The sequence below is a fragment of the Bordetella hinzii LMG 13501 genome (genome assembly GCF_001548475.1).
Classification (GTDB): Bacteria; Pseudomonadota; Gammaproteobacteria; order Burkholderiales; family Burkholderiaceae_B; genus Bordetella; species Bordetella hinzii.
Window position 1 is genome coordinate 1 of the sequence record NZ_LRUJ01000007.1, and the last position, 14178, is coordinate 14178.

Genomic DNA, 14178 nt, shown 5'->3' on the forward strand with positions numbered 1-14178 from the left:
GAGGCCCGCCACAAGCCCATGATGGTGCGCAGCGTCGTGGTCTTGCCGGCGCCGTTGCGCCCCAGCAGCATGGTGACGGCGCCTTCGGGGACGTCGAGATCCACGCCATGCAGGATGTGATAGGCGCCGATATGCGTGTGGACATCGCGCAGTCGCAGCAGCGGTGTCATGAGGGGTTTCCCGTTCCGAGATAGGCTTGCTGCACCAGGGGCGAGGCGATGACCTGCGCGGGCGGGCCGTCGGCCATGAGGCGGCCGTTGTGCAGCACGACGATGCGGTCGGCCAGTTCGCGCACGACATCCATTTTGTGTTCGACCAGCATGATGATCTTGCCGGGATCGCGCTTGAGCTCGCGTATCAGGTCGAGCACGACCGGCACTTCGTCCACGCTCATGCCGGCGGTGGGCTCGTCGAACATGAAGACCACCGGATCCAGCGCCACCAGCATGGCGATCTCGAGCTTGCGTTGGTCGCCATGCGGCAGGTCGGCGGCCGCCTGGTCGCGCCGGTGTTCGAGCCGCACGCGCGCCAGCAGCATGTCGGCGCGCTCGATCAGCATTCGATCATCCTGCCAGCAGCGCCAGAGACGGATCTGCCGCGGTCCTTGCGAGCGGGACTGCAGGGCGAGCCGCAGGTTCTCATGGACGGACAGCCTGGGGAACAACTGGGTCAGCTGGAAGGCACGGCCCAGGCCCGCATGCAGGCGCGCGGCGACGCCCAGGCGGGTCAGGTCGCGCCCGCCCAGCCGCACGGAACCCGCGCTGGCGCGCAGCTGCCCCGATATGAGGTTGAAGTAGGTGGTCTTGCCGGCGCCATTGGGGCCGACGATGGCCGTGAGCGTGCCCGGCGCATAGCGCGCGCTGACGTCCTCGACGGCCGTGTGGCCGCCGAACCGGATGGTGAGCGAACAGGTTTCCAGCATGCCGTCAGCGCTTGTTGAGGATGGGCACGTCCATCTGGTCGGGCGTGATCTCGCGCACCAGGTCCTGCACGGCCCAGGGCACGGCGGGATCGTTCTTGATGCGGAAGTGGTACATCGACTGCATGGCCTGGTGATCCTGAGGGCGGAAGGTCATCTTGCCCTTGGGCGTATCGAAGCTCATGCCTTCCATGGCCTTGATGAGCGTGTCGGTGTCCGAGTTGCCCTGGGTTTTCTTCAAGGCCTCGACAACGGCGATGCCGGCCGACATGCCGCCAGCGGTGAAGAAATCGGGGGGCTGGCCATAGCGTTTCTGGTGCTCGGCCACCAGCCAGTCGTTGATGGGATTCTTGGGTATGCCGTAGTAGTAGTAAGTGGCGCCCTCCATGCCGGCCAGGTTCTTCAGCGGCGTCATGGCCGCCAGGGTGTTGCCCCCGGTGGCGATCTCGATGCCATAGCGTTTGGGATCGAGATCGGCGATCTTGAAGGGATTGCCCGCGCCGGCCCAGAGGATGAAGATGATCTTGCGGCCCGGCTTGTCCTTGAGCGCGTCGAACAGGCGCTGCGCGCCGCCGGTGAAGTCGGTGGCATTGGCCGGCAGGTATTCTTCATGGACGATCTTGGCGTGCTTGAGTGCGCCCTTGAACGCGCGTACGCCATCGCGCCCGAAGGCATAGTCCTGGGCCAGCATGCCGATGGATGTGCCCTCCTGGTCGAAGGCCACGGCGTTGGCGATGGCGTCCTGCGACGAATTACGGCCCGTGCGGAAGATATAGCGGTTCCATTTTTCGCCGGTGATGGAGTCGGCCACGGCCGGTTCGACGAGCAGGATTTTTTCGTACTCCTCAGCGATCGGCAGCATGGCCAGCGCCACGCCCGAGGAGGTCGGCCCCACGGCCAGGTCGGCGTTGTCATCGGCATAGGCCGAGGCCAGCTGCGCGCGCGCGACATCCGGCTTGCCCTGGTTGTCCTTCTCGATCACGCGGATCTTGCGGCCCGCCACCGTCATGCTGCCCTGGGTGGCGTATTCCAGGCCCATCATCAGGCCGTTGTGGGTCTGCTTGGCATAGGCTTCCAGGGGACCGGTCTTGTCATAGACATGCGCCACCACCAGATCGGCGGCCAGGGTGGGGGCGGCAAGGGCGAGGCTTGCCAGGGCGGCTGCCAGGATGCGTTTCATGCGGATTCTCCTTCGGCGCGATGCTGGGCCAGGAATTGGCATATGGGTTCAATTTGCGCGGGGACGTTCAGGCTGGGGGCGTGGCCGCAATCGGCAAACGTCAGCAGGCGCGCGCGCGGCCCGCGTTCGGTCATGGCCCGGGCGGTGTCTTCGAGCAGCAGGTCGGATTGCTCGCCGCGCAGCAGCAGCAGCGGCTGCCTGATGCTGTCGTATTCGGCCCAGCGCTCATAATCGTCGGGGTAGTGCTCAAACTGCCCCACGATGGCCGGATCGTAGTGCAGGGTGACACGGCCATCGGGCAGGCGCCGCGCCGAGGTTTCGGTCATGCGGCGCCATTGCTCATCGCTCTGCCAGCCGTAGGGCTTGTAGGCGCCGCGCAGCCAATCCTCCAGCTCCGTTACCTTGTCGAAGGCCGGCGGCTTGCCCGTATAGGCCTGGATGCGCATCATGGCCGGACGCGGCAGGGTGGGCCCGATATCGTTGATCACCAGGCGGGTGAGGCGGCCGCGCAGGCGCGTGGCGGCGGCCAGCATGCCGATGGCCCCGCCCATCGACGTGCCCACCCAGGCGGCGCGGCCGATGCCCAGGCCATCGAGCAGGTCCTCGGCCAGCCGGACATAGAAAGACAGCTGGTACTCCTGGCGCGGCGCCGGGCTCCATTGCGACAGGCCGCGGCCCAGGGTGTCGGGACAGATGACGCGCCAGTCGGCGCTCAATGCGCGGGCCAGGTCGTCGAAATCGCGCCCGGTGCGCGCCAGGCCATGCCACAGGACGATGGCGGGGGCGCCGGGCTCGCCCCACTCGACGTAATGCAATTCGCGGCCCTGCGCGCCCAGATAGCGCGAAGCCGGCTGGTTTGCCGCCATGTCTCCTCCCGGATTTCCCAGGTTGTTCTCCGTTGGGGCCGAATATAGACTTGTCGGTGCGGCCGGGACAATGCGCCGCGGCCCGCAAAGAGGCACAGTCAAGAGAATGTGGACGCTCAGTCAAATCCCGGGCGTGCCTGGAGGCAGACACCATGGTTGATACGCGATTTGCCACGACGCAGGTTGATGCGCGCCGGCGGCTGGACAGTTGGCGCGATGCGCTGGCGCACGCCTTCGGCCCCTTCGAGGTCCATGCCGGCCAGGGCGCCGGGGTGTTTGCCGGCAGCCTGCGCTATGCGCGCCGGGCCAATCTGCAATTCAATGACCTGCACTACCAGGGACAGAAGCTGGAGCGCACGCGCGGCAACGTCTCGCAGCTGGACGAAGAGTTCTACACCTTCGGCATGCCGCTGGCCGGGCCCCTTGCCGTCACCCAGTCGGGCAGGCACTTCGAGGTCGAGCCCGGTTGTGTCTATCTCATGAACCAGAGCGCGCCCTATCAGGCGGTGGCGCTCGGGCATGGCGGCTATCGTAGCCTGAGCATCTCTTTTCCGCGCTCGGCCCTGGCCCAGCGTGCCGCGCGGCTGGAGTCTTTCTACAAGCTGCGGATCGACGACGGCGCGCCCGGCGGGCAGCTGCTGAAAAGCTATCTGGACCATCTGCTGGGGGGCATGGCCGCCTGGAGCGATGCCGAAGTGGGCGTCCTGGGCGAGCACCTGATCGATCTCATCGTGCTCTTCCTGGTGCAATCCCAGGCCGCCCAGGCCTCGGAGAACGACAGCAGCGTGACCCTGGCGCATCGTGAACGGGCCCTGGCCTATATGCGCCGCCATCTGTCGGACACCGCATTGACGCCGGCCCATATCGCCCAGGCCTGTGGGCTGTCAGCCAGCTATCTGCACCGGGTCTTCCAGGCCGCGGGCCTGGGCGTGGAGTCGCAGCTCTACGCGCTGCGCCTGGCGCATTGCCAACGCCTGCTGCGGGATCCGGCCCACGCCCACCGCTCGATTGCCGAGCTGGCCTATCAAAGCGGGTTCGCCCATCCCGCCCATTTCAGCCGCCTGTTCCGTCAACGCTTCGGCATGACCGCGCGGGAATGCCGCAAGCTGTCCATGAACGCGCGCGTTTCCGCCTGATTTCCGGACTTACTTATTTGGAGCGGGCGCGGGGTCTTGCATAGTAGGCACTCGTCAATCACGAGACAGGTGTCGCGATGTTGTTGTACCGGGCCGATCAGCGCACCCCCGAACTGATGCGTCGGCAGTTCCCCGAAGGATTCAAGCCCTGGCGCAGTCTTGGCCTGGCGGAGGTGCGTGCCCTGATCGGTCTATTCATAGGCATGAAAAGCGCCGGGGCCATACCGCGTGATCTGGCCCAGCAATTCGGACCGGCGCCACAGCTCAGGGATCTTTCCGTCTACATCAAGTGGACCAAGGACAAGTCCAGCACCTTCTGGGTGTCGACCGCGGTCAACCCCGAGTGTGGCGGCCAGGGCAGTGGCGCGCCTATCTACGAAATCCGCGATGAGACGCTGGGCCTGTACCAGGCAGTAAAGGGTGGGGTTCAGGCCATAGGCGCCCGCAGCAGCAATCTCAAGCCGGCCTTGGTCTTGAACAGTCCCTCCCTATCGAGTGCCACGCTGATAGGCCTGCACCATGGGCCTGTCCACGATGCCGAGGTCTCTTTCTTTACCCCGATCCCTTTGTCTATTGTTTCTAGCCGAGGGAGGGATTAATCCCTCCCTCGACGTCGGTCAGACGTGGGTGATGTACTTGGTGACCAGGTAGCCGTCAAAGGTCTCCAGGCCGCCTTCGCTGCCGATGCCGCTGTCCTTGATGCCGCCAAACGGGGTCTCGGCCAGGGCGCTGCCGAAATGGTTGATGTTGACCATGCCGGCTTCCAGCGCATTGGATACCTTGGTGGCGGTCTTCAGCGATTCCGTGAACACATACGAGGACAGGCCGAAGGGCAGGCTGTTGGCGCGCTTGATGACCTCGTCGGTGTCCTTGAATCGCACCACCGGGGCCAGCGGCCCGAAGGGTTCTTCGGTCATCAGCATGGCGTGGTCCGGAATGTCGGTCACCACCGTGGGGCTGAAGAAATAACCCTTGTCCGAAGGCGCTTCGCCGCCCAGCACCACCTTGGCGCCATGCTTGCGGGCGTCATCGACGAATTGCTTCATGGCCGGGACGCGGCGCTCATGGGCAAGCGGGCCCATTTCAACACCGGCCTCCAGGCCGTTGCCCACCTTGATGCCGGCCAGCACCTCGGTAAAGCGCGCCAGGAAGGTTTCATAGGCGCCTTCCTGGACATAGAAACGGGTGGGCGAGACGCAGACCTGGCCGGCGTTGCGGACCTTGAAGCGGGCCAGCATCTCGGCGGCGCGCTTGACGTCGGCGTCATCGAACACCAGCACGGGCGAATGGCCGCCCAATTCCATGGTGACGCGCTTCATGTGGGCGCCGGCCAGGGCGGCCAGCTGCTTGCCCACCGGCACCGAGCCGGTGAAGGAAACCTTGCGCACGATGGGCGAGCGGATCAGGTAGTCGGAAATCTGGGCCGGTTCTCCCCAGACGATATTCAGGCAGCCCTTGGGCAGCCCGGCCTCATGAAAGAGGCGGGCAATCGCCATCACCGCGCTGGGCGAATCTTCGGGGCCTTTGAGCACCATGGTGCAGCCGGCGCCCAGCGCCGCGCAGATCTTGCGGATGGCCTGGTTGTACGGGAAGTTCCAAGGCGTGAAGGCGGCGCATACGCCGATGGGTTCGCGCACCACCAGCTGGCGGGCGTCGGGATTGCGAGGCGGCACGACACGGCCATAGATGCGGCGGCATTCTTCGGCGTGCCAGTCGGCATGCTCGGAGCAGCTGGTCACTTCGCCGATGGCTTCGGCCAGGGGCTTGCCCTGGTCCAGCGTCATGTTGTGGCCGATTTCCTTGGCCTGCTCGCGCGATAGCGCGCCCACCTTGCGCAAGATGGCCGAGCGCTCCATCGGGGAGGTGCGCTTCCAGGTTTCGAAGGCGCGGGCGGCCGCTTCGAGGGCGCGGTCCAGATCCGACTGGGTGGCATGGGGCAGCTGGCCCAGCACTTCGCGCGTGGCCGGATTGACCACGTCCTGGGTCTTGCGGCCGTCGCCGCTCAGAAATTCACCATCGATATACAAAGCCAACTGTTCGTACATGCCAGTCTTTCCTTGGGGAAGAGGGGATTGGGGTGAAGCGCAGGGACGCGCGCCGCGCCCGGTGTGGCGCCAGTCTAAACCAGCTTGGTTCCCTCGGAAGGGGCCACTCCGGACACAAGAGGGGGATCCAATGCACGCCCGGGGGGGATAGCCCGTAGAGGCGGCGGCAGGGCGATTCGGTATGATCGTTCCCTACTAATATGGAAATTCAGCGCGTTTGGGCCCATCACTTCCGAATCCGGCGAGAGCCGGGCGACCGGTCAAACCTACTTTGACAGCCGACCTCAGACCGTGCAGCCAGAAACCGAGACCAAGCAAAGCCTGTTTTCGAAAATCCTCTTTCGTTTCATCGATTGGCTCCATGTCAGGATAGCCCGGGCCTCCAAGGTGGGAGACCGGCCCATCTTCGAGAATCACCTGTTCCCCTGGGTGCCGGCGCTGGAGGCGCAAACGCCCGCCATCCGCGCCGAGCTGGAGCAGCTGCTCGCCGAACGCGAGCGCCTGCCGGCGTTCCACGAGATATCGCCCGACGTGGGCATGATCACCGGCGATGACCAGTGGAAGACCTTTGTGTTCATGGGCTATGGCATGCGCTCGGAGCGCAACCTGGCGCGCTGCCCGGCCACGGCCCGCGCCCTGCGGGGCATCCCCGGGGTCCGTACCGCTTTTTTCTCCATCCTCGAGGCCGGCAAGCGCATCCCCCTGCACAAAGGGCCCTATAACGGCGTGCTGCGCCTGCACCTGGGCCTGCGCGTGCCGGAGCCGCGCGAGCAGTGCTGGATCGAGGTCGACGGCCAGCGTTACGCCTGGCGCGAGGGCGAGGCGGTGATCTTCGACGATCTCTACCCCCACCAGGTGCATAACGACACCGAGGGCCTGCGCGCCGTGCTCTTTGTCGACTTCGAGCGCCCGTGCCGTGCCCCGGTGCGGTGGCTCAACCGCCTGGTGCTGGCCGCCGCACCCATGAGCGACGAGATCCGGCGCGGCAAGGCCAACCACGACGCCTGGGAAAAAGCCTATTACGGCAAAAACAGGGCCGGTTAGGGGCGCGCCCCGATGTTGTGCGGCGAGGACAAGCCCTTGTTTTTTCGCCCAAAAGCTGCTTGCTTTACCTGGCGCACTGGGATAGAATAAACAGCTTTCCCAAATTGTTAGTTGGGTGGCCCAGGCCAATAGCCGCAGCGCGACCACAGTTGCGCCGCGCAAAACGGATCCCAGGGATTAGTCCCGGGGGAAGATAGGCTTGGCGCCGGTTTGACTGACTTGCGGGAAATCCCCAGCAGGATTTCAACCCAGGGTCGTTGCTGCCAGCAGGCGGCGCGGACCTGACGGGACCAAAACTGGCAGGAAACGCGGGCCTATCCAACCGGGAAGGACGTGTTTTCAGTTAAGTTGGAACAGGAAAAATCATGATCCAAATGCAGACCACGCTGGACGTGGCCGATAACACTGGTGCGCGTGCTGTCATGTGCATCAAGGTGCTCGGTGGCTCCAAGCGCCGCTATGCCGGTATCGGCGACATCATCAAGGTGAGCGTCAAAGATGCGGCCCCGCGCGGGCGCGTCAAAAAAGGCGAAATCTACAACGCTGTGGTGGTTCGTACCGCCAAGGGCGTGCGCCGCAAAGACGGTTCGCTGATTCGTTTCGGTGGCAATGCCGCCGTGTTGCTCAATGCCAAGCTGGAGCCCATCGGCACCCGCATCTTCGGACCCGTTACGCGCGAACTGCGTACCGAGAAGTTCATGAAGATCGTGTCGCTGGCCCCGGAAGTGCTGTAAGGAGCCCGCGATGAACCACATCCGTAAAGGCGACGAAGTCATCGTTCTGACCGGCCGCGACAAGAAGCGTCGCGGCGTTGTGCTGGCCCGCGTTGACGCCGACCACGTGCTGGTCGAAGGCGTGAACGTCGTGAAGAAGCACATGAAGGCCAACCCCATGGCCAACAACCCCGGCGGCATCGTCGAAAAGACGCTCCCGATCCATATCTCGAACGTGGCGCTCTTCAACCCCGCCACCGGCAAGGCCGATCGCGTGGGTATCAAGGAAGAGGACGGCCGCAAGGTTCGTGTGTTCCGTTCCAATGGTGCCGTTGTCGGCGCCAAGGCGTAAGGGGCGAAAGACATGTCTCGTTTGCAAGATTTCTACAAGAGCAAGGTCGCTGCCGACCTGCAAGCCAAGTTTGGCTACAAGAGCGTGATGGAAGTCCCCCGCATCACCAAGATCACCCTGAACATGGGTGTCTCGGAAGCCGTGGCGGACAAGAAGGTCATCGAGCATGCCGTCTCGGACCTGACCAAGATCGCCGGTCAAAAGCCCGTCATCACCAAGACGCGCAAAGCTATCGCGGGTTTCAAGATCCGTGAAAACTACCCGATCGGCTGCATGGTCACGCTGCGCGGCCAGCGCATGTACGAATTCCTGGATCGCCTGGTCGCGGTCGCGCTGCCGCGCGTGCGTGACTTCCGCGGTATCTCGGGTCGTGCTTTCGACGGCCGTGGCAACTACAACATCGGGGTGAAAGAGCAGATCATTTTCCCCGAAATCGAGTACGACAAGATCGACGCGCTGCGTGGGCTGAACATCAGCATCACCACCACCGCCAAGACCGACGAAGAAGCCAAGGCGCTCCTGACCGCCTTCAGCTTCCCGTTCCGCAACTAAGGGGCTGATGACGTGGCTAAACTCTCCCTCATCAATCGCGACATCAAGCGCGCCAAGCTGGCTGACAAGTTCGCCGCTCGCCGTGCCGAATTGAAAGCGATCATCGACGATCAGTCGAAGACCGACGAAGAACGTTACCAAGCTCGGCTGAAGCTGCAGCAACTGCCGCGCAATGCCAACCCGACGCGCCAGCGCAATCGCTGCGTGGTGACCGGTCGTCCGCGCGGCGTGTTCCGCAAGTTCGGCCTGACCCGTCACAAACTGCGTGAAATGGCCATGAAGGGCGAAGTGCCCGGCATGACCAAGGCCAGCTGGTAGGAGAACGAATATGAGCATGAGCGATCCCATCGCCGATATGCTGACCCGCATTCGCAATGCGCAGCAAGTTGACAAGACTACGGTGAACATGCCCTCCTCGAAGCTGAAAGTGGCCATCGCCACCGTGCTGAAGGACGAAGGCTACATCGACGGTTTTGAAATCAAGGGCAGCCAGGCCAAGCCTGAGCTGGAAATCACCCTGAAGTACTACGCCGGCCGCCCGGTCATCGAGCGCATCGAACGTGTCTCGCGTCCTGGCCTGCGTATCTACAAGGGCCGCAGCAACATTCCTCAGGTCATGAACGGCCTGGGCGTGGCTATCGTTTCGACCTCGCGCGGCGTGATGACCGACCGCAAGGCTCGCGCCAACGGCGTGGGCGGCGAAGTGCTTTGCTACGTGGCCTAAGGAGACTCGAATGTCACGTATCGCTAAGTATCCGGTCGAACTGCCCAAGGGTGTTGAAGCCAGCATCCAGCAGGATCAGATCACCGTCAAGGGCCCGCTGGGCACCTTGGTGCAGACGCTGACGGGCGACGTCAACGTGGTTCAGGACGCCGGCAAGCTGACCTTCGCCGCCGCCAACGAATCGCGTCACGCCAACGCCATGTCGGGTACCGTGCGCGCGCTGGTCGCCAACATGGTGACCGGTGTGAGCAAGGGCTTCGAGCGCAAGCTGACGCTGGTCGGCGTGGGTTACCGTGCCTCCGTGCAGGGCGACGCCGTCAAGCTGCAGCTGGGCTTCTCGCACGACATCCTGCACAAGCTGCCCGCCGGTGTTAAGGCCGAGTGCCCGACCCAGACGGAAATCGTCATCAAGGGCGCCAACAAGCAAGTCGTCGGTCAAGTGGCCGCGGAAATCCGTGCTTACCGTGAACCCGAACCCTACAAGGGCAAGGGTGTGCGTTACGCCGATGAGCGCGTCGTCATCAAAGAGACCAAGAAGAAGTAAAGGCGACAAGGACGAATCATGGACAAAAAAGTTACCCGTTTGCGTCGTGCGGTTCCGACCCGCCGGAAGATTACGCAGCTGGGCGTTCATCGCCTGTCGGTCTTCCGCTCGAACCTGCACATCTACGCCAACATCATTTCGCCGGAAGGCGATCGTGTGGTCGTCAGCGCCTCGACGCTCGAGGCCGAAGTGCGCTCGCAGCTGGCTGGCCAGTCCGGCGCCGGTGGCAACACCGCTGCTGCCGCGCTGATCGGCAAGCGTGTGGCCGAAAAGGCCAAGGCTGCCGGTATCGAACTGGTTGCCTTCGATCGCTCGGGCTTTCGTTACCATGGCCGCGTCAAGGCGCTGGCCGATGCCGCGCGTGAAGCCGGCCTGAAGTTCTAAGCGAGGATCAGTCAAATGGCTAAAGTACAAGGCAAGAACGCCGCGGAAAAAGAGAACGACGACGGTCTGCGCGAAAAGATGATCGCGGTCAACCGCGTGAGCAAAGTGGTCAAGGGTGGTCGCACCATGAGCTTTGCCGCGCTGACCGTGGTGGGCGATGGCGATGGCCGTATCGGCATGGGCAAGGGCAAGGCGCGTGAAGTGCCGGTGTCGGTCCAGAAGGCGATGGAACAGGCCCGCCGCGGTATGTTCAAGGTGGCCCTGAAGAACGGCACGCTGTATCACACCGTGGTGGGCAAGCACGGCGCCTCGACGGTGCTGATCTCGCCGGCCGCTGAAGGTACCGGCGTGATCGCCGGCGGCCCGATGCGCGCCATTTTCGAAGTGATGGGCGTGCGCAACGTCGTGGCCAAGAGTCTTGGCTCGAGCAACCCGTACAACATGGTTCGCGCCACGTTGAACGGCCTGCGCAATTCCCTGACCCCGTCGGAAGTTGCTGCCAAGCGCGGCAAGACCGTCGAAGAGATCCTGGGGTAAATCATGGCTCAGAAGCAGATCAAAGTTACGCTCGTACGCTCGGTGATCGGTACCAAGCAATCCCACCGCGACACGGTTCGCGGCCTGGGTCTGCGCGGTCTCAACAGCAGCCGCGTGCTGCTCGACACGCCGGAAGTGCGCGGGATGATCCGCAAGGTGGATTATCTCGTCTCCGTGTCGGAAGCCTAAGGAATCACGATGTCGGATATTCAACTCAATACGCTGAAGCCCGCCGAGGGCTCCAAGCACGCCAAGCGCCGCGTCGGCCGTGGCATCGGTTCCGGCCTGGGTAAGACCGCCGGCCGTGGTCACAAGGGTCAGAAGTCGCGTTCGGGCGGTTTCCACAAGGTTGGCTTCGAAGGCGGCCAGATGCCGCTGCAGCGTCGCCTGCCCAAGCGCGGTTTCACCCCGCTCGGCCAGCATCTGTACGCCGAAGTCCGTCTGTCGGACCTGCAGCGTCTCGACGTCGAGGAAGTCGATGTCCAGGCCCTGAAGGCCGCCGGCGTGGTTGGCCAGGGCGTGCGTTATGCCAAGGTCATCAAGTCGGGTGAACTCTCGCGCAAGGTGGTGCTGCGTGGCATCACCGCGACGGCTGGCGCTCGCGCCGCCGTCGAGGCCGCGGGCGGCTCGCTTGCTTGATCGCGAGGTGACGCGTGGCTAAAGCGCAGGCACTGGGCAAGACCGGTACGCGATACGGCGATCTGAAGCGCCGTCTCGTGTTCCTGGTCCTCGCCCTCGTGGTTTACCGTCTCGGTACTCACATCCCTGTTCCGGGCATCAATCCGGACGCGCTGGCGGACTTGTTCCGCCAGAACCAGGGCGGGATCCTGGGCCTGTTCAACATGTTCTCGGGCGGTGCGCTTTCGCGCTTTTCGATCTTTGCCCTGGGGATCATGCCGTACATTTCGGCATCCATCATCATGCAGTTGATGTCGGTGGTGGTGCCGTCGCTGGAAGCGCTCAAGAAAGAGGGCGAGGCCGGCCGGCGCAAGATCACCCAATACACCCGCTACGGCACGGTCGTGCTGGCGCTGGTGCAGGCCGTGGGCATTTCGGTGGCGTTGGAGTCGCAACCCGGGCTCGTTGTCGATCCGGGCATGTTGTTCCGCTTCACCACGGTGGTGACGCTGGTCACCGGCACCATGTTTGTCATGTGGCTGGGTGAACAGATTACCGAACGTGGTCTGGGCAATGGTATTTCGATCCTGATCTTCGCTGGTATCGTCGCGGGCTTGCCCACGGCCTTGGCCGGGCTGCTGGACCTGGTGCGCACCAACTCGATGTCGGTGGTGTCCGCCCTGTTCATCATCGCCCTGGTGGTACTGGTGACGGCCTTCGTGGTGTTCGTCGAACGCGGGCAGCGCAAGATCACGGTCAACTACGCCAAGCGCCAAGTGGGCAACAAGGTCTACGGTGGCCAGAGCTCGCACCTGCCGCTCAAGCTGAACATGGCCGGGGTGATTCCGCCGATCTTCGCGTCGTCGATCATTCTGTTCCCGGCCACGATCACCAGCTGGTTCTCCAGCGGCGACCGCATGGTCTGGCTGCGTGACCTGGCTGCCGCGCTTGAACCTCGTCAACCGCTCTACATCACGCTGTATTCGGTCGCGATCATCTTCTTCTGCTTTTTCTACACGGCTCTGGTGTTCAACAGCCGCGAAACGGCGGATAACCTGAAGAAGAGCGGTGCGTTCGTCCCGGGCATTCGTCCTGGTGAGCAAACCGCGCGTTACATCGACAAGATTCTGATGCGTCTCACGCTGGCTGGTGCCCTCTACATCACGCTGGTGTGCTTGCTGCCGGAATTCTTGGTGATGCGTTGGAACGTACCGTTCTACTTTGGTGGAACGTCCCTATTGATCATTGTGGTGGTGACGATGGATTTCATGGCGCAGGTTCAGGCCTACATGATGTCTCACCAGTACGACTCGCTGCTCAAGAAGGCCAACTTCAAGGGTACGGGTTTGCCCATGCGGTAAGCAAAGAGTATGTCAAAGGACGACGTTATCCAGATGCAAGGTGAGGTTCTCGAGAACCTCCCCAACGCGACATTTCGCGTCAAGCTCGAAAACGGCCACGTGGTGTTGGGCCATATTTCCGGCAAGATGCGCATGCATTACATCCGGATTCTGCCCGGCGACAAGGTCACAGTGGAGCTCACGCCCTATGACCTGACACGAGCAAGGATTGTCTTCCGCTCCAAATGATGCGGAACCGGGTTACGGAAAATTAGGAGTCAACCATGAAAGTAATGGCATCGGTTAAGCGGATCTGCCGCAACTGCAAAGTTATCAAACGTCACGGCGTGGTGCGTGTCATCTGCACCGACCCGCGTCACAAGCAGCGTCAAGGCTAACCCCGGTTAGCGGTACGCAACGGATTAAATCAAGGAACAGTCATGGCCCGTATTGCTGGCATTAACATTCCGCCGCAACAGCACGCCGAGATCGGCCTGACCGCCATTTTTGGCATCGGTCGTACGCGCGCCCGCAAGATCTGCGAAGCTGCTGGTGTGCCCGTTACCAAAAAGGTCAAAGATCTGACCGACGCTGAGTTGGAACGCATCCGTGAACACCTGGGCGTGTTCACTGTCGAGGGTGACCTGCGTCGTGAAGTACAGCTCTCGATCAAGCGTTTGATCGACCTGGGAACCTACCGCGGTATGCGTCATAAGCGCGGTCTGCCCGTGCGCGGCCAGCGCACTCGCACCAACGCCCGCACCCGCAAGGGCCCGCGTCGTGCTGCTGCGTCCCTGAAGAAATAATCGAGGATTTAGATTATGGCGAAAGCTTCCACCAGCGGCGCTTCGCGCGTACGCAAAAAGGTCAAGAAGAACGTCTCGGACGGCATCGCGCACGTTCACGCATCGTTCAACAACACCATCATCACCATCACCGATCGCCAAGGCAATGCCCTGTCCTGGGCGACTTCGGGTGGTGCCGGCTTCAAGGGCTCGCGCAAATCGACCCCGTTCGCCGCTCAGGTCGCCGCCGAAACGGCCGGCCGCGTGGCGATGGAATACGGCATCAAGACCCTCGAAGTTCGCATCAAGGGCCCTGGTCCTGGCCGCGAATCGTCCGTGCGCGCCCTGAATGCGCTGGGTATCAAGATCTCGAGCATTGCCGATATCACGCCCATTCCGCATAACGGCTGCCGTCCGCCGAAGCGTCGTCGTATCTAAG

Annotated in this window: 23 protein-coding genes; 18 read left to right on the forward strand and 5 right to left on the reverse strand. The window is 63.1% G+C overall.

The genetic code is table 11. The features are described from left to right. From AXA74_RS06395 to AXA74_RS06410, 4 genes are all read right to left on the reverse strand, one after another. Positions 1-170, reverse strand: a 170-nt coding sequence (locus tag AXA74_RS06395; RefSeq protein ID WP_155680856.1) for an ATP-binding cassette domain-containing protein, incomplete at its 3' end; no start/stop codon positions are given. Next, on the reverse strand, positions 167-922 hold the full coding sequence (locus AXA74_RS06400) for an ABC transporter ATP-binding protein (RefSeq protein WP_029579978.1): 756 nt from the start codon (positions 920-922) through the stop codon (positions 167-169). The genes AXA74_RS06395 and AXA74_RS06400, both read right to left, overlap by 4 nt. Before the next feature lie 4 nt (positions 923-926). Then, on the reverse strand, positions 927-2099 hold the full coding sequence (locus AXA74_RS06405; protein WP_029579977.1) for a substrate-binding domain-containing protein: 1173 nt from the start codon (positions 2097-2099) through the stop codon (positions 927-929). Then, positions 2096-2965 carry an alpha/beta fold hydrolase gene (locus AXA74_RS06410; protein ID WP_029579976.1) on the reverse strand — a complete coding sequence of 290 codons (870 nt, stop codon included), beginning with the start codon at positions 2963-2965 and terminating at the stop codon, positions 2096-2098. The genes AXA74_RS06405 and AXA74_RS06410 overlap by 4 nt, the downstream gene beginning before the upstream one ends. A gap of 152 nt (positions 2966-3117) precedes the next feature. On the opposite strand from AXA74_RS06410, the gene AXA74_RS06415 reads away from it, so the two are divergent. Next, the gene (locus tag AXA74_RS06415) at positions 3118-4101 is read left to right on the forward strand and encodes an AraC-like ligand-binding domain-containing protein (protein WP_029579975.1); all 984 of its coding nucleotides are present in this window, start codon (positions 3118-3120) and stop codon (positions 4099-4101) included. A gap of 77 nt (positions 4102-4178) precedes the next feature. Beyond that, positions 4179-4700, forward strand: coding sequence for a hypothetical protein (locus AXA74_RS06420; RefSeq protein WP_029579974.1), 522 nt, complete (start codon positions 4179-4181; stop codon positions 4698-4700). Between the two features lie 18 nt (positions 4701-4718). Here the strand turns inward: AXA74_RS06420 and AXA74_RS06425 are convergent, their stop codons facing one another. Further along, on the reverse strand, positions 4719-6146 hold the full coding sequence (locus tag AXA74_RS06425; RefSeq protein ID WP_029579973.1) for an NAD-dependent succinate-semialdehyde dehydrogenase: 1428 nt from the start codon (positions 6144-6146) through the stop codon (positions 4719-4721). Positions 6147-6437: 291 nt separating this feature from the next. Between AXA74_RS06425 and AXA74_RS06430 the strand changes: the two genes are divergently transcribed. From AXA74_RS06430 to rpsK, 16 genes are all read left to right on the forward strand, one after another. After that, the gene (locus tag AXA74_RS06430; protein WP_032955616.1) at positions 6438-7190 is read left to right on the forward strand and encodes an aspartyl/asparaginyl beta-hydroxylase domain-containing protein; all 753 of its coding nucleotides are present in this window, start codon (positions 6438-6440) and stop codon (positions 7188-7190) included. 365 nt (positions 7191-7555) lie between these two features. Further along, the gene (rplN, locus tag AXA74_RS06435) at positions 7556-7924 is read left to right on the forward strand and encodes a 50S ribosomal protein L14 (protein ID WP_005017313.1); all 369 of its coding nucleotides are present in this window, start codon (positions 7556-7558) and stop codon (positions 7922-7924) included. A 10-nt stretch (positions 7925-7934) separates the two neighbouring features. Further along, the gene (gene rplX, locus AXA74_RS06440; RefSeq protein WP_029579971.1) at positions 7935-8255 is read left to right on the forward strand and encodes a 50S ribosomal protein L24; all 321 of its coding nucleotides are present in this window, start codon (positions 7935-7937) and stop codon (positions 8253-8255) included. Between the two features lie 12 nt (positions 8256-8267). Next, positions 8268-8807 carry a 50S ribosomal protein L5 gene (rplE, locus tag AXA74_RS06445; protein WP_029579970.1) on the forward strand — a complete coding sequence of 180 codons (540 nt, stop codon included), beginning with the start codon at positions 8268-8270 and terminating at the stop codon, positions 8805-8807. Between the two features lie 12 nt (positions 8808-8819). Beyond that, a complete protein-coding gene (gene rpsN, locus AXA74_RS06450) occupies positions 8820-9125 on the forward strand; it encodes a 30S ribosomal protein S14 (RefSeq protein ID WP_005017321.1) in 306 nt (101 codons plus the stop codon). Positions 9126-9135: 10 nt separating this feature from the next. Beyond that, complete coding sequence (gene rpsH / locus AXA74_RS06455; RefSeq protein WP_029579969.1) at positions 9136-9531, forward strand: 30S ribosomal protein S8; 396 nt, start codon at positions 9136-9138, stop codon at positions 9529-9531. A 10-nt stretch (positions 9532-9541) separates the two neighbouring features. Next, entirely contained in the window at positions 9542-10075 is a 534-nt protein-coding gene (gene rplF / locus AXA74_RS06460; protein ID WP_029579968.1) for a 50S ribosomal protein L6, read from the forward strand. 18 nt (positions 10076-10093) lie between these two features. Then, entirely contained in the window at positions 10094-10459 is a 366-nt protein-coding gene (gene rplR, locus AXA74_RS06465) for a 50S ribosomal protein L18 (RefSeq protein WP_029579967.1), read from the forward strand. A 15-nt stretch (positions 10460-10474) separates the two neighbouring features. Beyond that, the gene (gene rpsE, locus AXA74_RS06470) at positions 10475-10996 is read left to right on the forward strand and encodes a 30S ribosomal protein S5 (protein ID WP_029579966.1); all 522 of its coding nucleotides are present in this window, start codon (positions 10475-10477) and stop codon (positions 10994-10996) included. A 3-nt stretch (positions 10997-10999) separates the two neighbouring features. Continuing rightward, positions 11000-11185 (forward strand): 50S ribosomal protein L30, encoded by a 186-nt coding sequence (rpmD, locus tag AXA74_RS06475; protein WP_029579965.1) that lies wholly within the window; start codon positions 11000-11002, stop codon positions 11183-11185. Positions 11186-11194: 9 nt separating this feature from the next. Next, positions 11195-11635: a 50S ribosomal protein L15 gene (rplO, locus tag AXA74_RS06480; RefSeq protein ID WP_032955615.1), complete on the forward strand. Its 441-nt coding sequence runs from the start codon at positions 11195-11197 to the stop codon at positions 11633-11635. A gap of 14 nt (positions 11636-11649) precedes the next feature. Then, entirely contained in the window at positions 11650-12975 is a 1326-nt protein-coding gene (gene secY / locus AXA74_RS06485; protein ID WP_029579963.1) for a preprotein translocase subunit SecY, read from the forward strand. Positions 12976-12984: 9 nt separating this feature from the next. Next, a complete protein-coding gene (gene infA, locus AXA74_RS06490; protein ID WP_003806927.1) occupies positions 12985-13203 on the forward strand; it encodes a translation initiation factor IF-1 in 219 nt (72 codons plus the stop codon). Between the two features lie 35 nt (positions 13204-13238). Continuing rightward, positions 13239-13352 (forward strand): 50S ribosomal protein L36, encoded by a 114-nt coding sequence (rpmJ, locus tag AXA74_RS23825; protein WP_003806928.1) that lies wholly within the window; start codon positions 13239-13241, stop codon positions 13350-13352. Positions 13353-13394: 42 nt separating this feature from the next. After that, on the forward strand, positions 13395-13760 hold the full coding sequence (gene rpsM, locus AXA74_RS06495) for a 30S ribosomal protein S13 (RefSeq protein ID WP_005017342.1): 366 nt from the start codon (positions 13395-13397) through the stop codon (positions 13758-13760). A 15-nt stretch (positions 13761-13775) separates the two neighbouring features. Further along, positions 13776-14177 (forward strand): 30S ribosomal protein S11, encoded by a 402-nt coding sequence (gene rpsK, locus AXA74_RS06500; protein ID WP_005017345.1) that lies wholly within the window; start codon positions 13776-13778, stop codon positions 14175-14177. Position 14178 lies beyond the last annotated feature (1 nt).